This window comes from Maricaulis sp. W15 (assembly GCF_001924955.1).
GTDB lineage: Bacteria > Pseudomonadota > Alphaproteobacteria > Caulobacterales > Maricaulaceae > Maricaulis > Maricaulis maris.
Window position 1 is genome coordinate 71,813 of sequence record NZ_LQXG01000017.1, and the last position, 24,629, is coordinate 96,441.

19 protein-coding genes are annotated in these 24,629 nt (G+C 64.0%); 16 read left to right on the plus strand and 3 right to left on the minus strand.

Annotated elements, in window-relative coordinates; genetic code table 11:
• Window positions 1–7: 7 nt before the first annotated feature.
• The 16 genes from mraY to ligA all read left to right on the plus strand — a co-directional run bounded on the left by mraY (window position 8) and on the right by ligA (window position 19,477).
• On the plus strand, window positions 8–1,111 hold the full coding sequence (gene mraY, locus AWH62_RS10030; RefSeq protein ID WP_075190357.1) for a phospho-N-acetylmuramoyl-pentapeptide-transferase: 1,104 nt from the start codon (window positions 8–10) through the stop codon (window positions 1,109–1,111).
• A gap of 11 nt (window positions 1,112–1,122) precedes the next feature.
• Window positions 1,123–2,547 carry a UDP-N-acetylmuramoyl-L-alanine--D-glutamate ligase gene (gene murD, locus AWH62_RS10035; protein WP_075190358.1) on the plus strand — a complete coding sequence of 475 codons (1,425 nt, stop codon included), beginning with the start codon at window positions 1,123–1,125 and terminating at the stop codon, window positions 2,545–2,547.
• Window positions 2,544–3,671, plus strand: coding sequence for a putative lipid II flippase FtsW (gene ftsW, locus AWH62_RS10040; protein WP_083635125.1), 1,128 nt, complete (start codon window positions 2,544–2,546; stop codon window positions 3,669–3,671). The genes murD and ftsW overlap by 4 nt, the downstream gene beginning before the upstream one ends.
• A complete protein-coding gene (murG, locus tag AWH62_RS10045) occupies window positions 3,668–4,774 on the plus strand; it encodes an undecaprenyldiphospho-muramoylpentapeptide beta-N-acetylglucosaminyltransferase (protein ID WP_075190360.1) in 1,107 nt (368 codons plus the stop codon). Before ftsW ends, murG begins: the two co-directional genes overlap by 4 nt.
• Window positions 4,771–6,180 (plus strand): UDP-N-acetylmuramate--L-alanine ligase, encoded by a 1,410-nt coding sequence (gene murC / locus AWH62_RS10050; protein ID WP_075190361.1) that lies wholly within the window; start codon window positions 4,771–4,773, stop codon window positions 6,178–6,180. Before murG ends, murC begins: the two co-directional genes overlap by 4 nt.
• A 268-nt stretch (window positions 6,181–6,448) precedes the next feature.
• Window positions 6,449–7,399, plus strand: a complete 951-nt coding sequence (murB, locus tag AWH62_RS10055) for a UDP-N-acetylmuramate dehydrogenase (RefSeq protein WP_075190581.1) — start codon at window positions 6,449–6,451, stop codon at window positions 7,397–7,399.
• Window positions 7,392–7,979 carry a hypothetical protein gene (locus AWH62_RS10060; RefSeq protein ID WP_075190362.1) on the plus strand — a complete coding sequence of 196 codons (588 nt, stop codon included), beginning with the start codon at window positions 7,392–7,394 and terminating at the stop codon, window positions 7,977–7,979. The genes murB and AWH62_RS10060 overlap by 8 nt, the downstream gene beginning before the upstream one ends.
• 53 nt (window positions 7,980–8,032) lie before the next feature.
• Window positions 8,033–8,947 carry a D-alanine--D-alanine ligase gene (locus AWH62_RS10065; RefSeq protein ID WP_075190363.1) on the plus strand — a complete coding sequence of 305 codons (915 nt, stop codon included), beginning with the start codon at window positions 8,033–8,035 and terminating at the stop codon, window positions 8,945–8,947.
• Between the two features lie 119 nt (window positions 8,948–9,066).
• Window positions 9,067–9,843, plus strand: coding sequence for a cell division protein FtsQ/DivIB (locus AWH62_RS10070; RefSeq protein WP_075190364.1), 777 nt, complete (start codon window positions 9,067–9,069; stop codon window positions 9,841–9,843).
• On the plus strand, window positions 9,840–11,171 hold the full coding sequence (gene ftsA / locus AWH62_RS10075) for a cell division protein FtsA (protein ID WP_083635128.1): 1,332 nt from the start codon (window positions 9,840–9,842) through the stop codon (window positions 11,169–11,171). The genes AWH62_RS10070 and ftsA overlap by 4 nt, the downstream gene beginning before the upstream one ends.
• A gap of 105 nt (window positions 11,172–11,276) precedes the next feature.
• Window positions 11,277–11,672: a hypothetical protein gene (locus AWH62_RS10080; RefSeq protein ID WP_075190366.1), complete on the plus strand. Its 396-nt coding sequence runs from the start codon at window positions 11,277–11,279 to the stop codon at window positions 11,670–11,672.
• A gap of 137 nt (window positions 11,673–11,809) precedes the next feature.
• Window positions 11,810–13,441, plus strand: a complete 1,632-nt coding sequence (gene ftsZ / locus AWH62_RS10085) for a cell division protein FtsZ (RefSeq protein WP_075190367.1) — start codon at window positions 11,810–11,812, stop codon at window positions 13,439–13,441.
• 195 nt (window positions 13,442–13,636) lie between these two features.
• Complete coding sequence (lpxC, locus tag AWH62_RS10090; protein ID WP_075190368.1) at window positions 13,637–14,533, plus strand: UDP-3-O-acyl-N-acetylglucosamine deacetylase; 897 nt, start codon at window positions 13,637–13,639, stop codon at window positions 14,531–14,533.
• A 246-nt stretch (window positions 14,534–14,779) separates the two neighbouring features.
• Window positions 14,780–15,610, plus strand: a complete 831-nt coding sequence (locus AWH62_RS10095; protein ID WP_075190369.1) for an outer membrane protein assembly factor BamD — start codon at window positions 14,780–14,782, stop codon at window positions 15,608–15,610.
• Between the two features lie 27 nt (window positions 15,611–15,637).
• Window positions 15,638–17,335 (plus strand): DNA repair protein RecN, encoded by a 1,698-nt coding sequence (gene recN, locus AWH62_RS10100; RefSeq protein ID WP_075190370.1) that lies wholly within the window; start codon window positions 15,638–15,640, stop codon window positions 17,333–17,335.
• 36 nt (window positions 17,336–17,371) lie between these two features.
• Entirely contained in the window at window positions 17,372–19,477 is a 2,106-nt protein-coding gene (gene ligA, locus AWH62_RS10105) for an NAD-dependent DNA ligase LigA (RefSeq protein WP_075190371.1), read from the plus strand.
• 60 nt (window positions 19,478–19,537) lie between these two features.
• Here ligA and AWH62_RS10110 read toward each other — a convergent pair whose 3' ends face one another.
• From AWH62_RS10110 to AWH62_RS10120, 3 genes are all read right to left on the minus strand, one after another.
• Window positions 19,538–21,910, minus strand: a complete 2,373-nt coding sequence (locus tag AWH62_RS10110; protein WP_158025607.1) for a tetratricopeptide repeat protein — start codon at window positions 21,908–21,910, stop codon at window positions 19,538–19,540.
• Window positions 21,911–22,135: 225 nt separating this feature from the next.
• Window positions 22,136–22,666, minus strand: coding sequence for a hypothetical protein (locus tag AWH62_RS10115; protein ID WP_075190373.1), 531 nt, complete (start codon window positions 22,664–22,666; stop codon window positions 22,136–22,138).
• Window positions 22,666–24,504 (minus strand): aminopeptidase P family protein, encoded by a 1,839-nt coding sequence (locus AWH62_RS10120; RefSeq protein ID WP_143743011.1) that lies wholly within the window; start codon window positions 24,502–24,504, stop codon window positions 22,666–22,668. Before AWH62_RS10120 ends, AWH62_RS10115 begins: the two co-directional genes overlap by 1 nt.
• Window positions 24,505–24,629 lie beyond the last annotated feature (125 nt).

The following is a 24,629-nucleotide window of genomic DNA, read 5'->3' on the forward strand; positions in this document are numbered from 1 at the left end:
TCCGCCCATGCTCTACTTGCTGTTTGCGCCGCTGGCGGAAGACCTGCAATTCGCCAACCTGTTCCGCTACATCACCTTCCGCACCGGCGGCGCGCTGATGACGGCGATGCTGATCGCCTTCATTTTCGGCAAGCCGATGATCGGCTGGTTGCGCCGCAAACAGGGCAAGGGCCAACCGATCCGCGCCGAAGGCATTGAGCGCCATGTGGTCGAAAAGGCCGGCACCCCGACCATGGGCGGCTTCCTCATCCTGTTGGGGGTGATGGTCGGCACGCTGCTCTGGGCCGACCTGACAAATGCCTATGTCTGGATCGTCATCTTCGTCACGGCCGGTTTCGGGGTGATCGGTTTCATTGACGATTATCTCAAGGTCACCAAGCAGACCACGGCCGGTTTCGGTGGCCGCTTCAAGCTGGTCGGCGAATTCGCCATCGCCTTGATCGCGGTCGTCTGGGCGACGCATACGGCCCGCACGCTGGGCGTCGAGCCCGGCGTCGAAACCTCGATCGCCTTTCCCTTCTTCAAGGATTTGATGCTCAATATCGGGCCGCTCTTTTTCGTCTTTGGCTGTATCGTCATTGTCGGCTCGGGCAATGCCGTCAACATGACGGACGGGCTGGACGGGCTGGCCATCGTGCCGGTGATGATCGCGGCGGCGACTTTCGGCGTGATCGCCTATGTCGTCGGCCGGGTTGATTTCGCCGAATATCTCCAGGTCCACTACACGGCCGGGGCGGGCGAAATCCTGATCTTCTGCGGCGCCCTGATCGGCGCCGGGATCGGCTTTCTGTGGTGGAACGCACCGCCGGCCATGGTCTTCATGGGCGATACCGGCTCGCTGTCGCTGGGTGGCGCACTCGGCACGATCGCCGTCGCCATCAAGCACGAGCTGGTGCTGGCGATTGTCGGCGGCCTTTTCGTGCTCGAACTGGTCTCGGTGATGGTCCAGGTCGCCAGTTTCAAACTCTTCGGCAAGCGTGTCTTCCGAATGGCGCCCATCCATCACCATTTCGAGAAGAAGGGCTGGGCCGAGCCGACCATCGTCATCCGCTTCTGGATTATTGCGGTCATCCTCGCATTAATTGGACTCGCCACCCTGAAATTGCGTTAGGATAGGCCCTTATGATCCCGATCCACGCATATGAAGGCCGCCGTGTGGCTGTGTTCGGATTGGGGCGCACTGGCATAGCCACGGCAAAGGCCCTCGAGGCAGGCGGCGCAGCGGTTTCGTGCTGGGACGACGCCGAGCCTTCGCGCGTGCGCGCCCAGGCGGAAGGTCTGACGCTGGACGACCTCAACCGACGCGACTGGGGCGATATCGCCGCGCTGGTCCTGTCGCCCGGCATCCCGCTCACCCATCCCAAACCGCACCGCGTGGTCGAGCTGGCCCGGGCCGTTGATGCGCCGGTGATCGGCGATATCGAATTGTTCGCCATGGCGATCGCCGACCTGCCGGACAAGCGCCGCCCGAAAGTGATCGGGATCACCGGCACCAATGGCAAGTCGACGACGACCGCCCTGATCGGCCATATCCTGCGCGAAACCGGCCGCAATGTGGTGGTCGGCGGCAATATCGGGGACGCCATTTTGGCGCAGGCGCCACCGCGTCCGGGCAGCTATTATGTGCTGGAGTTATCCTCCTACCAGATCGACCTGACGCAGACCTTGGCCTGCGATGTCGCCGTTCTGCTGAATGTATCGCCCGACCATATCGACCGGCACGGCGATTTTCAGGGCTATTTGCGCGCCAAGCAGCGTCTGTTCTCGATGCAACAGCCGGGCGGCGTTGCGGTGATCGGCATTGATGACAATGAGACATCAGCCTTTTACTCATCGCTGCGACAAGAGCGCCGGGAGGAGGAGGTCATCCCGATCTCGGCCGGCCGGGTGTTCGCGCGCGGTGTCTACGCGCTGGGTGACCGGGTTTATGACGCGCTCGATTGCGCCTCGCATCCGGTTGTCGATCTCGTCAAATCGCCCAGCCTGCCCGGTCGGCACAATGCCCAGAATGCGGCGGCGGCGCTGGCTGTGGTGCGGGCGCTGGGCGTGGCAGGGCGGGCGGCCGCCGATGCGATCGCCAGTTTTCCCGGTCTTGCCCATCGCCAGGAGCGGATCGCGACGATCAACGGCATCACTTATATCAACGACTCCAAGGCCACCAATGCCGAAGCCGCCGTGCAGGCGCTGGGCTGTTATGAACGTGTCCGCTGGATCGTTGGCGGGCGGGCCAAGGAGGGCGGACTGGCCGCAGCCCGCAGCCAGTTCCACCGTGTCGAAAAAGCCTATCTGATCGGCGAGGCGGCTGAGCGCTTTGCCCGTGAACTTGACGGGAATATCGCCTGTGAGCTGTGCGGTGACCTGGCCGGCGCCCTTACCGCCGCGACGCGCGATGCCGGAGCGGATCCGGCGCCTGGACAGATCATATTGTTGTCGCCGGCTGCCGCGTCCTTCGATCAGTTCACCAGCTATGAGGCGCGCGGTGACACATTCCGTGAGCTTGTCGGGACGCTGGTCCCGGCCGTTGCCGTGGCGGAGGGTGTTGCGTGATCCAGAGCTTCCCGAGGGCGCTGGGCATGTGGTGGCGTGGTATCGACCGAACCCTGCTCTTCGTCATTCTTGCCCTCATCGTAACCGGCCTTGTGCTGTCGATGGCCGCCAGCCCGGCGGCGGCCGAGCGCTTGGGCATTGATGACCCGTTTTATTTTCTCTACCGCCAGAGCGTCTTTGCCGGGGTCAGCCTGACCGCACTGCTCGGCATTTCCTCGCTGTCGCCCAAGGGCGCCCGACGTCTCGCCCTGGTGGCCCTGATGGGCGCGTTTGTCCTGATGGCGGCGACGCTGTTTGTGGGGCATGAGGTCAAGGGGGCAACGCGCTGGCTGCGATTTGGTCCGCTCTCGCTGCAGCCGTCCGAATTCATGAAGCCGGCGCTTCTGGTTACGGCGGCCTGGTTGTTTTCCGAAGAAAAACGCGGAGCGCCCGTGCCCGGGCGGATCATTGCCTTTGGCCTGTTCGCGCTCGCTATCGGCTTGTTGATGCTGCAGCCCGATTTCGGCCAGTCAGTCCTTTTGGCCCTGTGTTTCGGCGGGATTTTCTTTGCCTCAGGCCTGTCCTGGATCTGGGTGGCGGTGCTGGGCGGGCTGGCAGCATCGGGCTCGACACTGGCCTATTTCACCTTTCCCCACATTGCTTCGCGGGTGGATCGTTTCCTCAATCCGGAGAGCGGCGACACCTATCAGATCGATCGCGCCACCGAAGCCATTTCACGCGGCGGCATTGCCGGCGTCGGGCCGGGTGAGGGCGAGGTCAAACACCTCCTGCCGGACGCGCACACGGATTTCATCTTCTCGGTTGCCGCCGAGGAATTCGGCCTGATCGCGTCGCTGGCGATCATCGGCCTGTTTGCCATCCTGGTGACCCGGGCCTGGATGCAGGTGATGCGATTGCAGGACGGCTTTGCGCAGTTGGCCGTTGCTGGACTTGCGCTGCAATTCGGACTGCAAAGCCTGGTCAATATCGCCGTAAACTTGAACCTCATTCCGCCCAAGGGCATGACCCTGCCCTTTGTGTCCTATGGAGGTTCTTCCATGCTCGCTCTTGCATTCGGCGCCGGCCTCCTTCTGGCCTTCACGCGCCGCCGTCCCGGCGCCTACACGCCGCGCTACGCCGCATGACACCCAGACGCTGCCTCATTGCCGCCGGCGGAACCGGCGGGCACATGTTTCCCGCGCGCGCGGCCGCCGAGGCGCTGATCGCCCGCGGCTGGCAGGTGCGTCTGGTCACCGACGCCCGCGGCCTGCGCCATGCCGCCGACTTTCCGGCCGTTGCGGTTGATGAGATCCACGCGGCCAGCCCCTCGACGAAAAACCCGATCAAGCTGGCCAAGGCGGCGCTCGAGCTGACCCAGGGCTTTGCCCAGGCGCGGGCGATTGTCGGCAAATGGAAGCCCGATGTGATCGCCGGTTTCGGCGGCTATCCGGCCTTCCCAGCCCTGGCGGTGGCCCGTTCGATGGGCATCCCGTTTGCCATCCATGAGCAAAACGCCGTGCTCGGCCGGGTCAATCGTGTCTTTGCCGCCAAGGCCGGCTTCGTCGCCTCGGGCTTTGAACGCCTCGACCGCCTGCCGGCCAAGGCGAAAAAGCGTCATATCCTGACCGGCAATCCGTTGCGCGCGCCGATCATTGCCGCCCGCGCTGCCGGTTATCCTGAAATTTCCGGTGATGGTCGCCTGAATATTCTTGTCCTCGGCGGATCCCTGGGCGCGCGCATCCTGTCGGAGACCGTGCCGCAGGCGTTGGCCCTTGTCCCGGAAAAGCTGCGATCCCGCCTTGATGTGGTCCAACAGACCCGCGAGGAATCCCTCCCCATGGCCCGCGAAACCTACCAATCAGCCGGCATTGCTGCGCGCTGCGAACCCTTCTTCGAGGATGTCGGCTCGCTCTATGCCGCCAGCCATCTCGTGATCGGGCGGGCCGGGGCCTCGACCGTGTCGGAAGTCGCGGGCGTTGGCCGTCCAGCCATATTCTGCCCGCTGGCGATTGCTGCTGATGATCACCAATCGGCCAATGTCGATGGTCTGGTCCAGGCGGTCGCCTGCGATGTCGTCCATGAGGGTGAGTTCACGGCGGAAAAGATCGCGACCCTCATTGAAACCCGTTTGTCCAACCCTGACGACCTTGCGAGCCGCGCCCAGTCGGCGCGCGCGCTGGGCCGCCCCGATGCCGCCGATGCGCTGGCGCGGGCGGTCGACGGCCTGGTCACCGGAGCCCTCGTATGAAATTCACTGCCCTGCCGTTTGAAGTCGGTCCCGTCCATTTCGTCGGCATTGGTGGCATCGGCATGTCCGGCATTGCCGAAGTCATGCTCAATCTGGGCTACAAGGTTCAGGGTTCCGATATCAAGGCGAACCCGAATGTGGAACGCCTGACCGGGCTGGGCGCGACGGTGGCGATTGGTCACAAGGCTGAGAATGTCGACGGCGCCGGTGCCATCGTCGTCTCCTCGGCCATCAAGCCGGACAATCCCGAACTGGTCGCCGCCCGTGCCGCCAAGATCCCGGTCGTGCGCCGGGCCGAGATGCTGGCCGAGCTGATGCGCCTGAAATTCGCGGTCGCGGTCGGTGGCACGCACGGCAAGACCACGACGACCTCGCTGGTCTCCGTGCTGATGGATGCGGCCGGCGTCGATCCGACCGTGATCAATGGCGGCATCATTTCCGCCTATGGCTCGAACGCAAAGATGGGTTTGGGTGACTGGATGGCGGTTGAGGCGGATGAGAGCGATGGCTCCTTCCTCAAGCTGCGCTCCACGGTCGCCATCGTCACCAATATCGACCCCGAGCACATGGAGCATTACGGCGATTTCGACACGCTGCGTCAGGCCTTCTTCCAATTCGTCGAGAACCTGCCCTTTTACGGTTTTGCCGTGCTGTGCACCGATCATCCGGAAGTCCAGTCGCTGGCCAGCCGGGTCGAGGACCGCCGCGTCATCACCTATGGCCAGAACCCCCAGGCCGATGCGCGGCTGGAAAATCTCACGATGGACCCGTCGGGTGCCACCTTTGACGTCCGCTTCCGCCTGCGCGGCCAGGAAGAGACGGTCTGGACCGGCATTTTCCTGCCGATGATGGGTGAGCACAATGTGCTCAACACCGTCGCGGCGTTGGCGACGGCACGCGAGCTGGGTCTCACGGAAGACGGCGCCAAGACGGCGCTGGGTGAATTTGGCGGGGTCAAGCGTCGCTTCACCCGGACCGGCGCGTGGAAGGGGGCGGCGATCATCGATGATTACGGCCATCACCCGGTCGAAATCGTGGCCGTGCTGAAAGCCGCGCGCCAGGCCGCCACCGGCAAGGTGATCGCAGTCATGCAACCACACCGCTACAGCCGCCTGCACGATTTGTTCGAGGATTTCTCGACCTGTTTCAACGATGCCGACAGCGTGCTCGTCGCCCCGGTCTATACCGCCGGTGAAAGCCCGATTGAGGGCGCTGACCAGGTCCATCTGGTCGAAAGTCTGCGCGCCCACGGGCACCGCGATGCCAGCGCCACCACGCGCGAAAGCGTTGCTGCTGATGTCGCCAGACGGGCCGGCGAGGGCGATGTCGTCGTCTGCCTCGGCGCCGGCGATATCACGCAATGGGCCTATGCCCTGCCGGGTGAGCTGGAGGCGTTGGGCCAGTGAGGCGAACCGGCGACACTGTAGTTCTGCCCGATCAAGGGACATCGCTTGCCTTGTCATCCCGGTCGCATGCCCCGCGAAAGCGGGGCGCAGAGCCGGGACCCATAGCCACTGAACATGGCCGACAAGCGCTGCGATTCCGACGCCTGGCCTATCTCGGTGCGCGCCGGGATTATGGGTCCCGGCTCTCCGCCCGGCCCAGGGCCGGGCATCCGGCCGGGATGACAATTGGTTGTTGTTCGCGGGATCAAGCGGAAGGATGGAAGACGGCATGACCCTGCTCGCCCAACTCCCGCCCGTCCGCGGCAAATATATCGAGGCCGCGCCGCTGAAGGACCTGACCTGGTTGCGGGTCGGTGGGCCGGCCGATGTGCTCTATCTGCCCGCCGATGAATCTGACCTGTGCCGCTTCCTCGCCGAGACGCCGGATGAGATACCGGTGACCGTGCTGGGTGCCGGGTCGAATACGCTGGTGCGGGATGGCGGGGTGCCGGGTGTGGTGATCCGCCTCGCGGGCGCCTTCGCAAAGACCGAGGCGCTGGACGGGCATCGTCTGCACGCCGGGGCCGGTGCGCTCGACAAGATGGTCGCCAAGGCCGCGGCCAAGGCCGGGATTGGCGGGCTGGAATATCTGGTCGGTGTACCGGGCACGATCGGCGGCGCGCTGCGCATGAATGCCGGCTGCTATGACCAGGAAACATCTGACGTGGTTGTCGAGGCGATCGCGCTTGACCGGATGGGGCGTCGCATCATCGCAACGCCGGAGGAGCTGGCCTATTCCTACCGCCATTGCGAGGCGCCGGAAGACTGGATTTTCACCGCGGCTGTCTTCCAGGGTCATGCCGATACGCCCGAGGCGATCACCGAGCGCATGAATGCGATCACGGCGCGGCGCGAGACGACGCAGCCGATCCGCGAGAAGACCTCCGGCTCGACCTTCGCCAATCCCGATCCGCCCGGCACGCCGGACCAGCGCAAGTCCTGGGCGTTGATCGACAGTGTCGGCGGCCGCGGCTACCGCGTCGGCGGGGCGCATTTTTCCGAGCAGCATTGTAACTTCCTGATCAATGACGGAAGCGCCAGCGCCGCTGACCTGGAACAGGTCGGCGAGGATGTGCGGGCGCGGGTCCGCGAACAACATGATATCGATTTGCGCTGGGAAGTCCGGCGCATCGGCCGGCCCGCCGGCGAGACCAAGAAAAGGGGCAATCCCGATGACTGATCCCATCGCGACAGCGGTCGAGCCGATCCGCGAGAAATTCGTGCAGGCCTATGTGCAATGGCTGCCGGAAATGCAGAAACTTTTCCCGCAGGGAGTCAGCGAGCACCCGTTCGCGATCCAGCACGACAAGGCGCTGCTGCGCAATCTCTACCGCATCGACTTCGCGACCCAGCTCGAACCGAAGCCGGAATTCCGTGAATTCCGCCTCAATGACATGCTGGCCTTCCGGTCCTGGGACGGGCCGGTCGATGGCGTGCATATCCATCTCCACCCCTTCCGCTGGGATGCCATCGTGGTGCAGCTGCAGGGCGCGACATGGGACATGGCGGCGTTGACGCGTTGGTTTGATCGCTGGTTCGGCCTGATGAAGGACACGCCGGTTGTCACACCCGGTGTCCAGACCGGCGGCTTCATCCATGCCGCCTCGGTCCAGGACGAGATCCTGCATGCCGATCTGGGAACGGCGCCGGTCGAAGCGCTGACCGAGCTGATCGCGGTTGCCCGCGCCTCCGGCGCCAGCGCCATCGCGATCAGCGACCCGGTCGCCAAGCCGACCACTCCGAAAGACCAGATGCAGTAGCGCGCCCCACCGGCCGCCAAAGGCCGGCTGATCGCGCCAGCCAGGGTAGACAAATGAGCAAACGCGTTGCGGTTCTTCTCGGTGGCCTGTCACCGGAACGGGATGTGTCCCTCGTCTCGGGTGCGGCCTGTGCCAAGGGGTTGCGTGAAGCGGGCTATGACGTGGTCGAGATTGATGCCGGCCGCCATCTGTCGCAGCAGCTCGCCGAGGCCGCTCCGGACATCGTTTTCAATGCCCTGCACGGCGAATGGGGCGAGGACGGCCTGGTCCAGGGTGTGCTCGAACATTTCGGCATGCCCTACACTCATTCCGGTGTGCTCGCCTCGGCGCTGGCGATGGACAAGCAAAGGGCCAAGGACGTGCTGCGTGCGGCGGGAATTCCCTGCCCGGAGGGCGTCATTGCCAACCGCTTCGAGGCGGCCAGATCGCATGTCATGAAGCCGCCCTATGTCGCCAAGCCCAATGCGCAAGGCTCGTCGGTCGGGGTGCATATCGTGCTGGAAGGCGCCAACCGGCCGCCCGCCGAACTGGGCTCGACCGCTTGGGCGCTGGGCGATGAAATCCTGATCGAACGCTATATTCCCGGCCGCGAACTGACCGTCGCGGTGATGGAAGACAAGGCGCTATGCGTCACCGAGATCAAGCCAAACACGACCTTTTACGATTATGAGGCGAAATATTCCGCCGGTGGTTCGGATCATATTTTACCGGCACCGGTTTCCGATGAAATCGCTGAACTGGCAAAGGAACTGGCTCTGAAAGCCCATCGGGCCTTGGGATGTCGCGGTTTGACGCGGTCGGATTTCCGGTATGATTCGGCAGCCGATACACCACTATGGTTACTCGAAATTAACACCCAACCGGGCATGACTCCGACATCACTAGCGCCAGAACAGGCGCAGTATTGCGGGATCGCGTTTTCTGATCTCGTTGCATGGATGGCGGAGAATGCGTCGTGTCGAAGGTGAGGCGTGCCGGATCGCGTAAAGCGGTCCGTCGCAAGACCAAACCCCAGTCCGCCGCGGTGTCCGCACCGCGGCGTTTGCGTAACTGGGCGGAGGCCCAGGTCCGGGGTGTCAGATACCGTATGGCGAATGCAGCCCGTTTCGGCGGGCTGGCCGTGATTGCCCTTTCGGCGGCCACGCTGGGCGGGCTTGCGCTTTTCGGACAGTTGGATGATGTCGCCGGCTGGGCCGGTGACCGGGTCGAGCGTCAGCTCACCGAGTCCGGTTTTGCCGTGCGCGCGGTCGACGTCACCGGTGCGGCCGGCGAGATGGCCCATGCCATCGTGTTGGCCTCGGAAATTCACGACGGCCAGTCGATCTTCTCTGTCGATCCGCAAGAAATCCGCACCCGTGTCGAGGCCATGCCGATGATCCGGCGGGCCCGCGTCGCGCGGCTGCTGCCGAACCGGATCGCCATTGTGGTGGAAACCCGCGAAGCCTTCGCCCTGTGGCAGGTCGAGGGCGGTCTGCATGTCATTGACCGCGACGGCGTCGTGATTGCCGATGCCGATGTCATGGATCCGCCGGCGCTGCCGCTGGTCGTCGCCGAGGGGGCCAATCGTGCCGCGACGGAGATCGTCGACGCGCTGGGCCATTATCCCGAGGTCGCCGGCCGGGTGGTCGGGGCGGTGCGGGTTGGTGAGCGGCGCTGGAATTTGCGTCTCGACAGCGGCGCCGATGTGAAATTGCCGGAGAGCGATGTGATGGCCTCGATCGCCATTCTCGCCCGCCTGCAGGCCGAGCGCGGCGTGTTGCGCCTGGCCGCCGAGAGTTTTGACCTACGCGGTGAGGGCGATCTGATCGTCCGGGCCCTGCCTGACCGGGCAGCAGCAGCCGGGATGCGGGAGCGTGAAGCGTGAGTGTGTTCGATCTTTTCCGGTCGCGTCAGCCGAGCGCTGTCAGCGGTGCCAAAGCCCAGGGCGTGTGCGCCGCGCTCGATGTCGGCTCATCGAAGATTGCCTGTTTCATTGCCCGTACCGACCAGACCATTGCCGGTCCGCGTCCGCGCGTGATCGGCGTCGGCCACCAGTCCTCGCGCGGTGTGCGCGCCGGTGCGGTGGTTGACATGGACGCCGCCGCCGAAGCGATCCGCTCAGCTGTTGAACAAGCCGAGCGCATGGCCGGCATTGCCGTCAATGCGGTCACCGTGACCCTGTCGGCCGGTCAGCCGGCCTCGACCCGCCTGGCGGCCGAGATTGACTTGCCGCAACGTGAAATCACCGAGCGCGAACCGCGCCGCCTGCTCGATGGTGCGTTGGCGGAATTCGAGATTGAAGATCGGGTCGTCCTGCATGCCATTCCGTTGTCCTGGTCGGTCGATGACCATCGCGGCATCAAGGATCCGCGCGGCATGTTCGGCAAGACGCTGGGCGTCGAAGTCCACGTGATCACCGCCGCCATCGGTCCGCTGCGCAATCTGTCGACCTGTATTGAACGTTGCCATCTCGATCTCAAAGGCGTGGTGGCAACGCCCTATGCCTCTGGCCTGTCGGCGCTCGCCGATGACGAGGTCAAGCTGGGGGCGACATTGATCGACATGGGCGCCGGCGCCACGACGGCGGCCGTCTTCGCCGAGGGCGCGCTCCTGCATATTGATGCCGTGCCGGTGGGCGGCTCGCATGTGACCTCTGATGTCGCGCGTGGCCTGTCGACGCCGCTGGCTGCCGCTGAACGTCTCAAGACATTATATGGCTCGGCGCTCGACAGCCCGGAAGATGATCAGCAGATGATCGAAGTTCCCTCCGTCTCCGGCGAGAATGGCGCGCTTTATGACAGTGCTCCGCGGTCCTTGCTGAACTCGATCATCCGGCCCCGCCTGGAAGAAACCTTTGAACTGATCCGCGACCGTCTCGATGCCGCCGGTGTCGGCAAGACGTCGGGGCGGCGCCTGGTCCTGACCGGCGGCGGCGCACAATTGCCCGGTGCGGCGGAGCTGGCGGCTCGCGTGTTCGGCAAGCAGGTCCGCATCGCCGGACCGTGCGGCGTCAGCGGGCTGGGTGATGCGGTCTCCGGGCCGGCCTTCAGTGCGGTTGCCGGTGTCGTGCGCCGCGAGACCCGCGGAGCGGCCGAAGCGATTGCCGGTCCGCCGCGCCTGAGCGGCTTGCCGCTGGTGCCGCGCCGGAGCCGGACCGAGGCCGGCAGCGGTCGTGCGGGATCGATGTGGCGCTGGTTCGCCGAGAGTTTCTGAGGCGCCGCCACCCGTCTGGCATTTCATAATCAATTACCGGCTGCATTAAGGACATGCAGTGGTGTGACCCCTATGTCTTGCACCCTAGGTCGCATCAAGAGTGAAATGTCCTTCAACCGAATTACAGCCCTGCCGCAACACGCCTGTGTCGAAGCCATCATTGATGGCTATGAAGACTGGGACAGCGCCACTGACACCATCGTCGAGATGACGGAGATGGCCGAGGCGCACAATTGGCATCGCATCCTGATCGACTTCACGCGGGTCAACCTGCGGGTAGCGCTTGTGGAAGCGCCGGAGGTTGCGAAGTTTTTTGACTCTTTCGTCACCTCGACCAAGACGGTGGGCGTGTTGCTGCCATCAGACGAGCATGATGCCGCGGTGATCGGTGCCTTCGCCAACGCCCTCCACGAGCTCGGCCATCTGGTCACATTCCTGCGCAGCCCGGTCGACCGCCAGATTTGGCTGGAGGACCATGGCAAGCGCGTGGTGAATGGCTGAGAAAAAACCTGTGCTTGTGTGCGGGCGGTAACCATTTCCTGTCCGAATGACCGCCAGTTTAACCCCTGCTTAAGCGTATTGGCGCCAAACTTCATGGTGAATCGATGTTAACTCCAGTACCGAGCACGGGGTCTCCCATGACGCTGAACCTCTCAATCCCTGAAACGACCGAATTGCGGCCGCGTATTGTCGTCTTTGGTGTCGGGGGCGCCGGGGGCAATGCCGTCAACAACATGATCGAGGCCAAGCTCGAGGGTGTCGACTTTGTCGTCGCCAATACCGATGCGCAGGCACTGCAGCGCTCGCAGGCTGAAAAGCGGGTCCAGATGGGCGCGGCGATCACCGAAGGCCTGGGCGCTGGGGCGCGACCGGAAGTCGGTGAGCAATCGGCCGAGGACTCGCTCGAGGAAATCCGCGAGCATCTCGGCGGCGCCCACATGGTCTTTATTACCGCCGGCATGGGCGGCGGCACTGGAACCGGCGCTGCGCCGGTCGTGGCCCGCGCGGCCCGCGAGATGGGAATTCTCACCGTTGGTGTCGTCACCAAGCCCTTCCACTTTGAAGGCTCGCGCCGCATGAAGCTGGCCGAGAGCGGCATTGAACAGCTCCAGGATCATGTCGACACGCTGATCGTGATCCCGAACCAGAACCTGTTCCGCATCGCGACGGAAAAGACGACCTTCGCCGAAGCCTTCTCCATGGCCGACCAGGTCCTGCATTCCGGCGTTCGCGGCATTACCGACCTGATGGTCATGCCCGGCCTGATCAATCTCGACTTTGCCGACGTCCGCGCCGTGATGAACGAGATGGGCAAGGCGATGATGGGTACCGGTGAAGCCGGCGGCGAAAAGCGCGCCGTTGAAGCTGCCCAGGCCGCCATCTCCAACCCGCTGCTCGATGATGTTTCGATGAAGGGCGCCACCGGCGTGCTGATCAACATCACCGGCGGTTATGACATGACCCTCTATGAGGTTGACGAAGCGGCGAATGAAATCCGCGCCGAAGTCGATCCGGATGCCAATATCATCGTCGGCTCGACCTTCGATGAAAACATGGAAGGCTCGATGCGCGTTTCGGTGGTTGCCACCGGGATCGACGCTGAAGCCATGGTCCAGGCCGATCCGCGCGCCCGCCAACGCTCGGCGGCGCCGGCCCAGTCGAGCCCGAATGATGCCATCCTGCCGTGGAAGCGCTCCAACTCCGATCGCCCGGGCCGGGTCGCTGCCGAACGTCCCGCCGAGCCGCGACAGTCCGAGCCTCGCGTCACTGAAAGCCGGCGTGAACCGGCGGTCCGCCAGGACGAACAGCCGGACGCCGATCTCGACAATGAATTCCAGGTCGAACCGATGAAAAGGGCCGTCGGCGCTGAGGACTTGTCCGACGCCATCGCCACCAGCCCGATCAACACGGATCGCGACCCCTATGTTTCCGAGGTCCGTACCTCCCAGACCGATATGCGCGCGGAAGCGCCGCAGGTCGTGCAGGACCAGGCACGTCTCGCTGCCGAAGCCGCCCGCTTGAACCAGCGCTATGAAGAGCGTCGCTCGTCGAGTGCCGCGCCGCAGCCGGAAGCCACTGAAGAAAAGCGCGGTTTCTCGCTGTTCGGACGTCGCAAGAAACCGGCCGAGCCGGCGCCGAAAGCGGCTCCGGTCACCAAGACAGCCCCGGTCCAGTCGGCGCCGCGCCAGGCCTCCGGTGACCTGTTCGGTGACAGTCTGGAAGAGGGGGATCTGGAAATCCCCGCCTTCCTGCGCCGCCAGGCCAACTGACGCGCGATAACTATCTGAATTTAAATTGTAAACGGGCGATCGGAAACGGTCGCCCGTTTTGCTGCAAGCGCGTAACAAACCGCAACAATGCTTTAATTGAAAGCAGACGGCGCCTGTCGTTCACTGCACAGGAGGGCGGCTGGTCAGTCGTCATTCGGACATTGGCGTAAACCACAAGCTAGATGGCGCGTAATTGTGATTAACCGGCACACCTTGGCGGCTCCTGTTGTTTTCGCAGGTATCGGTCTTCACTCCGGAGAGCGGGTCCGCATGGTGCTGCAACCGGCCAGCGCCGGTGCCGGCATCATCTTCGTGCGTTCGGACATCAGCGATCGCGACAATCGCATCGCGGCGCGTGCCCACAATGTCAATGAAGTCCGCCTCGGTACCACGATCACGAATGATGCCGGCGTTTCCGTGGCGACCATCGAACATCTCATGGCGGCCTTGGCCGGCCTCGGCGTTGATGACGCGATCATCGAGGTCGAAGGCTCGGAAGTCCCCGTCATGGACGGCTCCTCCGCGCCTTTCGTGAAACTGATCCGTCAGGTCGGGTTGAAGTCCCACGCCATGCCGCGTCGTGCCATTCAGGTCCTGCGTCCGGTGATGGTCGAGGATGACGAGCGCAGCGCCGGTTTCCTGCCGGCCCTGAAACCGTCGATCGAGATCGAAATCAGTTTTGAACATGCCGCTGTCGGACGCCAGTCCTGTGCCTTCGACATCGCGCCGGACATTTTCAGCGATGACATCGCTTCGGCCCGCACCTTCGGTTTCCGCAAGGATTACGAGGCCCTGCTCGCCGCCGGCCTGGCCCGTGGCGGCTCGATGGATAATGCGGTCGTGCTTGATGATGATGGGATCGCCAATCCGGAAGGCCTGCGCTTCAAGGACGAATTCGTCCGCCACAAGGCGCTCGACGCGCTGGGCGATATCGCCCTGGCCGGCGCGCCGATCCTTGGCTGCTATCGTGCCGCGCGTCCGGGTCATGCGATCAATAATACCGCCGTCCGCGCCCTGCTTGATGATCCGACCAGCTGGAAATGGGTCAATTTGCGCGACGTCGAAGCCAGCGCCATGGCGATGGCGCACTGAGTCGCGCAACCGCCTGACGTCTTTCACGCCCATCACGGTTTTCGGGACTGTCCCGACAGTTGTCGCAGGCAAGGCGCCTCGCTGTCTGTCGGTGCGGCAGGCCGCTCCTGCTGGTGCTTGCGGCCGGAAGACACGCTCATTTCGACCTTCACCTGACAGCGGCCTTTTGCCGGAGGCAATCATCCGCTACAAACCTATTCGAACGGGTGGCCCTTCCGGCCGCCAGAGCTGTTGAGCCGTGCTTTCATGACCCTTAAGTCGCGTTTTGTCCTTCCGCTTCTCCTGTCCGCCGCCCTGGCCGCCTGCGCCAACGGGCCGGACAATTCGGTTGCCTATGTCGAGCGGCCGGCCGAGACGATCTACGCGACAGCGTTTGAATCACTGGACCGGCGCCAGTATCCGCTGGCTGCGGCGCTGTTCGACGAGGTCGAGCGTCAGCACCCCTATTCGGAGTGGGCCCGTCGTTCGATGTTGATGGCGGCTTACGCCAACTATGAATCGACCAACTACGAAGAAGCGATCTCGGACGCCCAGCGCTTCATCTCGCTGCACCCGGGCAATCGCAATGCGGCCTACGCCTATTACCTGATCGCGATCAGCCATTTCGAGCAGATCATGGATGTCGGCCGTGACCAGGCCGCGACGCAACAGGCGCTTGCCGCGCTCGAGCAGGTGGTGCGCCGTTTCCCGGAAAGCCGCTACGCCACCGATGCGCGTCTGAAAATCGACATGACGCGTGACCACCTGGCCGGCAAGGAAATGACGGTGGGTCGCTGGTATCTGCGCCGTGGCTATCATCTCGCCGGGATCAACCGGTTCCAGAACGTGTTGCGCGATTATGGCAATACCAGCCATGTGCCCGAGGCCCTGCATCGCCTGGTCGAGGCCTATGTCTCGCTGGGTGTCGATGAGGAAGCCCGCCAGATCGCAGCGGTTCTGGGTTACAACTTCCCGGGCAGCGAGTGGTATGAGGACAGTTATGATCTCCTCACCCGCGAAGGGATTTCGATCGGTGAAACGATCGAGCAGGCCGATCCGACCTTCCTGGAACGGGCCATGCAACGTCTGTTCGGCTGATCCGGTCCGGGGGTGCCCAAGCGCTGAATGCTGCTCTCCCTCTCCATTCGAAATGTGGTCCTGATCGACGCGCTTGATGCGGTGTTCGAGGGTGGATTATGCGCGCTCACCGGTGAGACCGGTGCCGGCAAGTCCATTCTGCTCGGAGCGCTCGGCCTGGCGGCCGGTGAACGCGCCGAGCGGGCCCAGGTCCGCAGCGGTGCCGACGAAGCCCAGGCGACGGCCGAATTTGACCTGCCGGTCGGGCACCCGGCCTGGGCTGTGCTCGACGAGGCCGGCCTGGTGGTCGAGCCCGGTGAACCGCTCATCCTGCGCCGCCGCCTCGGCGAAGACGGGCGCAGCCGGGCGCATGTCAATGACCAGGCAGCCAGTATCGGATTGTTGCGAAGCCTCGGCGATGTCCTGGTCGAAGTGCATGGCCAGCATGATGGCCGGGGATTGATGAACCCCAAGAGCCATCGCGGCTATCTCGATACTTTTGCTGGCCATGACGACAAGCTAGCGGCTTGCCGCGATAGTTGGCGGGCCTTGTCGGCGGCGCGCAAACAGCATGATGCGCTGATCGCCGCAAACCAGGCCTCGGACAGTGAACAGGACTTCCTGCGCCACGCGCTGGAAGAACTCGACCGGCTCGATCCGCGATCGGGTGAAGAGGCCGAACTCGCCGACGAACGGCAATTCCTGCAAGGCGCCGAGCGCGCCCTGGGTGATCTGCAGGATGCCCAGCAGGCGCTGGCTGGCGAGGGCGGCGGGCTGGAAGCGCGTCTCAATGCGGCCCTGCGTGGGCTGGAGCGGGTGCGCGACCATATCGGCAATGGTGGCGGCGATGCCGGCAGTGCGCTTGAGCGCGCCTCGACCGCGATCGACCGGGCCTTGATCGAATTTGCCGAAGCCGAAGATGCCCTTGGTGATGCGGCGCGCGCCTTTGATGTCGAACCGGGCCGGCTCAACGAGGTCGAGGAGCGGCTGTTTGCGCTGCGGGCGCTTGCCCGCAAGCATCATGTTGTGGCCGATGAACTGGCGGAGCTGCATGGCCGCCTGACCGACCAGCTCGACGGGATCGAGAATGCCGCCGACCGGATCGCCGAGGCGGAGAAGGCGGTCAAGGCCGCCAAGGCTCGTTATGACGATGCCGCCCATGCCCTGACCCGCAGCCGCGAAGCGGCCGCCAAGGCGCTGGCCGAAGCCGTCGCGGCCGAGCTGCCGCCGCTGAAAATGGACAAGGCGCGTTTTCGTGTGGCGATCACCACGGATGACGACCGCGCCGGCCCGGAGGGCCGCGACCAGGTCGTGTTTGAAGTGGCCACCAATCCCGGCTCCCCCTTCGGCGCCCTCGACAAGATTGCCTCGGGCGGTGAGCTGTCACGCTTCGGCCTGGCCCTCAAAGTGGCGCTGGCGGGTGATGATGACGGTCTGGTCCTGGTGTTTGACGAGGTTGACCAGGGTGTCGGCGGCGCCGTGGCTGATGCCGTCGGCCGCCGTCTCAAGCGTTTGGCCGCCCAGGGGCAGACGCTGGTCGTCACCCATTCGCCGCAGGTCGCCGCGCTGGCCGACCATCATTGGCAGATCGTCAAGACGGATGACGGCAAGGGCGGCGTGCGCACCACGCTGGTCAAGCTGGACGGTGCCACGCGCCGCGAAGAGATCGCCCGCATGCTATCGGGCGCTGACATTACCGACGCAGCACGGGCCCAGGCCGATGCGCTGATGGCTGTCGAGGCCTAGACTGTCGGCCTGAATTGATTCCGCAGGGCAGGACCGATGAGCGCACTCAAGGATGTCGACCAGCTGACCGAGACCGAGGCCCGGGCTGAACATGCCCGGCTGGCCCGCGAGATCGCGGCCCATGACAAGGCTTACTACCAGGACGACGCGCCGAAAATTTCCGACGCGGCCTATGACGCCCTGCGCCAGAAGCTCGAAGCCATCGAGGCGCGCTTCCCGCAACTCGTCGACCTGCTCAGCCCGACCCAGCGGGTCGGCGCAGCGCCGTCGGGCAAGTTCGGCGAGATCCGTCATGCCGTGCCGATGCTGTCACTCGGCAATGCCTTCAAGGATGAGGATGTCGCTGATTTTGTCGGCCGCATCCGGCGCTTTCTCGGTCTTGGCGAGGATGAGCCTGTCGCCATCACCGCCGAGCCGAAGATTGACGGGCTGTCGGCCAGCCTGCGCTATGTCGGCGGAAAATTGGTCAGCGGCGCCACCCGCGGTGATGGTCAGACCGGCGAGGATGTGACGCAGAACCTGCTGACCCTGGACGATATCCCCGACACGCTGCCGCCCGGCGACTGGCCCGACGTGGTCGAGGTGCGCGGCGAGGTCTACATGTCGCACGCTGACTTCGCGGCGTTGAACACCCGCCAGCTCGAGGCGGGCAAGGACGCCTACAAGAATCCGCGCAATGCCGCCGCCGGATCGCTCCGCCAGATTGACCCGAAGATGACCGCGCTTCGACCGCTGCGCTTTTTTGCCTATGCCTGGGGCGAGGTGTCAGCGCCACTGTCAGACACGCAGATGGGCGCGGTCGAGCGCCTCGGCGCGATGGGCTTTCCGGTCAATCCGCTGATGGCGCGTTGCGAAAGCGTCGACGGGCTGCTTGGTATCTATCGCGATATCGAGGCGAAACGGGCCGGGCTCGGCTATGATATCGACGGCGTGGTCTACAAGGTCGACCGGCTGGATTGGCAGGAACGGCTGGGCTTTGTCGCCCGCGCCCCGCGCTGGGCCATCGCCCACAAATTCCCGGCCGAACAGGCGACCACCGTGCTGGAAGCCATCGACATCCAGGTTGGCCGCACCGGCGCCCTGACCCCGGTCGCCCGGCTTGTACCGGTGACAGTGGGTGGCGTGGTTGTCACCAATGCCACCCTGCACAATCAGGACGAGATCGAGCGCAAGGATATCCGTGTCGGTGACACGGTGGTCATCCAGCGCGCCGGCGATGTCATCCCGCAAGTCGTGCGGGTCGTTGATCCGGATCGCGCGGGCCGCTCCGAGCCGTTTGATTTCCCCACCGAATGCCCCGTCTGCGGCAGCCAGGCACTGCGCGAGCATGACGCCAAGACGGGCAAGCTGGACGTCGTCCGGCGCTGTACCGGCGGTCTGATCTGCGGCGCCCAGTTGAAAGAGCGCCTGAAGCATTTCGTTTCACGCAAATGCTTCGACATTGAAGGCCTGGGGATCAAGCAGATCGAGGCCTTCCACGAGGAAGGCCTGATCACCGAGCCGGCCCATATCTTCACGCTGAAGGCGCGTAACGAGGCCGGCGAGATCACCCCGCCGCTGCAGGAACGGGAGGGGTTTGGCGAGACCTCGATCGGCAATCTCTTCACCTCCATTGAAGAACGGCGGACGATCGCCCTGGCCCGCTTTCTCAATGCGCTCGGCATTCGCCATGTCGGCGAGAACACAGCGGCCCTGCTGGCCCGCACCTATGGCAGTTGGGCCGATTTCAATACAGCTGCGGCCAATCTGGTCGATGAAAGCGTGCGCGCGGAGATGTTGGGCATTGATGGCATCGGTAACGCCGCCGTCGAAGCGCTCGACCAGTATTTTACCGAAGCCCACAACCGCGAACTGTTGGACCGCCTCGTCGCCCAGCTGACCATCGAAGACGCCGAAGCGGTTGCCAATGACAGCCCGGTCGCGGGCAAGACATTGGTCTTCACCGGTGCCCTGGAACGGATGACGCGCGACGAAGCCAAGGCCAAGGCGCAATCGCTCGGCGCCAAGGTGGCGGGCTCGGTGTCGGGCAAGACGGATTATCTGGTGGCCGGGCCGGGCGCCGGTTCGAAGGCCAGGAAGGCGGCGGATCTGGGCGTGACGACGCTCACCGAGGATGAGTGGTTTGTGCTGATCGGGGAGTGAGGAGTGATTGGCGGGCGACAGAAGGCTCAATCGCTCGAATGAACGGGCGAGCCGATGGGCTCAGGTCAATTTCGTGATTTGCGCCCTCACATCATCAGCGCTTTGCGTCTCCCCTCGGCCATCATGGTATTCTGCAAGCTCTGTCCACACGGATATGGCCTCAGCTCTTGCACGCTGATCGCCGCTCGCCCGCGACAAAGCTGCAAGCGCAAGGCCCAGATTGTACTGGGTCATGGTCCAAGCCGAAGGCATCGCGGCGCGGGTTCTAACCTCCAGCGCGGACCGGTAGGCGGCCACGGCCTCCTCGAGTCGACCCGCGTCCCCGACCATCCTTCCCAAGGTTTCGAGCGCAACGCCCAGATTACTTTGGGTTCCTGCCCAATCCAACGGCATTGCCTCGCGGGTTCTAACCTCGAGCGCGGCTCGGTAGGCTGTCACCGCCTCCTCGAGCCGACCCGCGTCTCCGACCATTCTCCCCAGGGTTTCAAGCGCAACGCCCAGATTGTTCTGGGTCCCTGCCCATTCCAACGGCATGGCCTCGCGGGTTCTAACCTCGAGCGCTGATCGCAAAACGACTACTGCCGCCTCCAATTGCGGAGCATCGTTGGCCATGTCCCCAAGGGCTGCAAGTGCGTTGCCCAAATTGTTCTGGGTCTGCGCCCAAGCCGGCGGCATCGCCGCGCGAGTATAAACCTCGAGTGCGGCTCGGTAAGCTGTCACCGCGTCCTCCAGCCGCCCCGCATCTCCAGTCATTCTCCCGAGGACTTGAAGATCGTTGCCCAGATTACTCTGGATCCTAGCCCAATCCGACTGCATTACTTCGCGGGTGCTCACTTCCAACGCGGCCCGGTAAGCTGTCACCGCGTCCTGCAACCGCCCCGCATCCATGGTCAGCTGCCCGAGGCCTGCGAGCGCTATGCCCAGATTGTTCTGGGCCTGCGCCCAAGCCACTGGCATCGCCGCCCGGGTATATACCTCCAGCGTGGCCCGGTGGGCAGTTACCGCGCCTTCCAGTCGCCCCACATCCCCGGTCATTTTCCCAAGGATTCCGAGCGTTGTGCCCAGATTATTTTGGGTCTGTGCCCAATCCGACGGCATCGCAGCACGGGTTCTAACTTCCATCGCGGCTCGGAAGGCGGTGACCGCGTCCTCCAGACGACTCGCATCCCCGTTGATTTGCCCTAATATTAGAAGTGCAGCACCTAGATCATTTTGGGTCTGTGCCCAATCCGATGGCATCGTCTCGCGGGTTCTAACCTCCAGTGCGGACCGGTAGGCGGTCACAGCCTCGTCTATCCGGCCCGCATCCCCGGCCATTCGCCCAAGGTCTAAAAGCGCAATGCCCAGATTGTTCTGGATCGCTGCCCATCTCTCAGGATTGTTGCCCTTCATATACTGGGCGGCGGTTTTCATGGCTTCGATGGCGAGCAGTGTGTTGTCGAGATCGGTCAGGTCTTGTGCGTTTTGAGACAGGCTTTCCCCGGCCTCCGCGAGGCCATGGGCCGCTTTTTCCCGCCAGACCGGCTCCTGTAGCAGCCCGTCAGGGCGGCTGGCCCGGGTGATCTCGAACAGGTGGGCGATTGCGTGTCGGCGCTCTTTCATGGCCGCCTCGATGATGACATCGAGAGCCGCGTCAATTTTGTCTGGGTCACCGGATTTGAGGTCCTGGGCAGGTTTGCGCAGGTCGATACCGGCGGCCTCACTGCGCAGGATGGCGAAGGTTCTCAAAATACCCGCCAGGACGAGCAGGTCGAAAAGTATGCGCAGGACAAAATTGAGGACCAGCCCGGCCTGGCCGCTGGACTGCACGCCGGACAGATTGTTGACGCGGAACACCTCGCTCCAGTCGACAAGGGGAATGGCTTTGGCCAGCTCACCCCACACAAAGAGCGCCGCATCGACTGACGGCAGTGCAGAATGCCCGTCCGTGACCGTCACCAGCTCTTCGATGCGGACATAGCCAAGCGGCACAAAGAAGAGCAGCAGGGCGACGCCCAGGAACATCTCATCACGCAAGTCCTGGTCCGCTTGCTCCGCCCGCCCACGCGCCCGGTTTTCAAGCTTCTTGTCCTCGTCCCGCTCCCAGAGCCGATAGACGGCCAGGACTGCCACCAGCGCCATCGCGATGGCGGCCAGCGCAATCGGTGTCGGAGCGAAGGCGCCCGCCGCTGCCAGAACGAGGAAGAAGGCCAGGAAAGTCGCCCAACGCTTCCACCGGGTCTGGAACGACGCGCCGATGGCCGGGGCGATGCCGTGTCTCAAAAGGCGATCAAGACCGGTGAACAATCGGCTAAAGACCCAGTCCAGTCGCACCAGGACCAGAAACTTATAGAGCAGCCAAAACAGCCCACCCAAAAGCAACGCCGCCGCGAAAGACACGCCACCATTCATCAGCGCATTCATGCCGCGCTCGACCACACCATCCGACAACATGAACGCCCCACGCAAGTTACTCACATAGATCGTTATTGTGTGGGTCAACTGGAGTCAAAATCTCCCGCGGATCAAACCGCATTGGTCTGGATGAGCCGAGGGGTGGCGCCGCGCAGCGGCAAGACGGAGTGGGTGACAGGCCGTCAGCGACAGAATACTGCGCGTCTCACCCCTTCCGCCCCTTCGGGGCACCTTCCCCATCAAGGGGAAGGACCGGCAGGTCCGCTACTCCACCCGCCTATAAACGCCGTCTATCGGCATGTCCTCGCCCAAGGCGTCAACATAGCTCAACATGACACCGACCAGCCGGTTCCAATCATCGACCTGGCAATAGCCGCGCTCTTCTTCGTGCGGTGTGACGTCATAGCGATCGAGAATGGCGGCTTCGACATTGCGGCACTCGGGGGCGTGATAGGTGGCGATGCCGCCGGGGAAAACGCGAACCAGCCCGTAACTCCAATTATCGTCATCGCGGCGCATGGCGATGAAGAGACCGTCGGCGATCTCTTTCAGGCGGATGCCGTCATGCGGAAAACCCTCATCATCGGAGACATAGCGGCCCCAGCTGCGCTCGATCTCGCCGGTCCAGGCCGGACGGTCGAACGGGGTGACGCCGTCGGCGAGATAGGGCGTATGGCTGTAGACGCCTTCTTCGAGCGGGTAGTCCGCTTGGCCGCGACTGATCAGGGCATCCTCGGAATAAAAGCAGCCGCCCAGAAAGGCGGCTGCAATCAGGATCACACTGGGCAGGCGCACTAGGGCGTCGCTCCCGCGATCGGCTCGGTGGCCTTGATCAACCAGTCGGCGACCTCGCCCTCGACCAGGGGCAGGACTTTTTCCCGCACCAGGGCGTGATAGCTGTCGAGCCAGGCGACCTCCTCGGTGCTGAGCAGATGGGTGTCGATCAGACCCTTGTGGATCGGGGCGACGGTCACGGTCTCAAAACCCAGCATCGGGCGTTCGCCGCCGGGAATGTCTTCCGCTTCGGTGACGACCTGCAGGTTCTCGATGCGGATGCCGAACCCGTCTTCCTTGTAATAGCCCGGCTCATTGGAGAGGATCATGCCCGGCTCCAGCGCCACCGCATTCGGTGCCTTGGAAATCCGCTGCGGGCCCTCGTGCACACCCAGGAAACTGCCGACGCCATGGCCGGTGCCGTGGTCATAATCAAAGCCGGCCTGCCACAGCGGGAAGCGGGCGAGAATGTCCAGCTGGGTGCCGGTCGTGCCCTTGGGGAAACGCACCATCGACAGCGCGATATGCCCTTTGAGCACGCGGGTATATTGCGTCTTCATCTCGGCGGTCGGCGTGCCGATGGGCACGGTGCGGGTGATGTCGGTCGTGCCGTCGGGATATTGTCCGCCACTGTCGACCAGGAAGAGCGAGCCCGGGGTGAGTTTCAGGTTGGAGGCTTCCGAGACGCGGTAATGGGCGAAAGCGGCATTGCCTTGGGCGCCGGAGATCGTGTCGAAGGAGAGGTCGCGCAATTCCGGCAATTGCTTGCGCAGGCTTTCCAGCTTCTGGGCCGCCTGGATTTCGTCGACCTCGCCGGACTGGGCCTCGGTGTCGAGCCAGTGCAGGAAGCGGGCAATGGCGCCGCCATCGCGGATATGTGCCTGGCGCGAGCCTTCCACTTCGGCCGGATTCTTGGCCGCCTTGGGACGCATGACCGGGTCTTCCAGCGTCTGCACCTCGGCGCCGCCGGATTTCAGTGTTTCAAGCACCCAGGCCGAGGCCGTGGTCGGATCAACGCGGACTGTCTTGCCTTCAAGCTCGCTGAGACCGGCGCCGAATTCACGCTCCGGGCGGATCGCGATTTCATTGCCGAGATGACTGCGTGTCTCGGCGGTGAGCTTGTCCGGGTCGACGAAGAAAGTCGCGGTGCCGTCCTTGTGGATCAGGGCGGCAGACAGCGGCAGGGGAGAGCGGGACACATCGCCGCCGCGCACATTGAACAGCCAGGCGATGGAGGGCGGCGCGGTGATCACGGCTGCGTCGGCGCCGCCGCGTTCAATGGCAATGCCGATCCGTGTCCGCTTGGAGGCGTGCTCCTCGCCGGCAAACTCGATCGGATGCGGGATGATGTCCGCTTTCGGCGCGGCCGGACGGTCGGTCCAGGCGACATCAATCGGGTTCTGCTCGACCGAGACCAGTTCGACGCCGGCCCGCATGGCGGCCGTCTTCAGGAGTTCCAGCGCGGCCGGGCTGTGCAGACGGGCGTCATAGCCGATCTTCTCGCCCTTGCGGGCGTTTTCCTCGATCCAGCCATACAGGCCAAGACCCACGAGGTCGCACTGTTCAAACAGCGTGGTGTCGGTCTGCTGGCGGCCTTGCGCGGTATAACGGCCATCGACCAGCAGAGCGGCCCGATCGGTCATGACAATCGCGGCGCCGGCAGAGCCGGAAAAACCGGTCGCCCACAGGAGCCGCTCATTGCAGTCCGGCAGGTATTCATTGTCATACTCGTCCTCATGCGGGACGAGGAAGCCATCCAGGCCAAGCGTTTTGAGCGCGGCGCGCAGCTTGGGCAGGTTCTCGCGGCCGTAGTGCGGGCCGCCCTTAACGTCGAAAGTCTGGGAGATCATCTGGGTCATGGGCGGCAAGGTATGCTCCTCGCGAAGCCGGTTCAATGCCTGTGATCGGGCCAGTGACAGGGTCAGAGAGAGGGCCGGGGCAGATGCCGATACAGACTCGGTTACCGGCGTGTGACAGGGGCCAT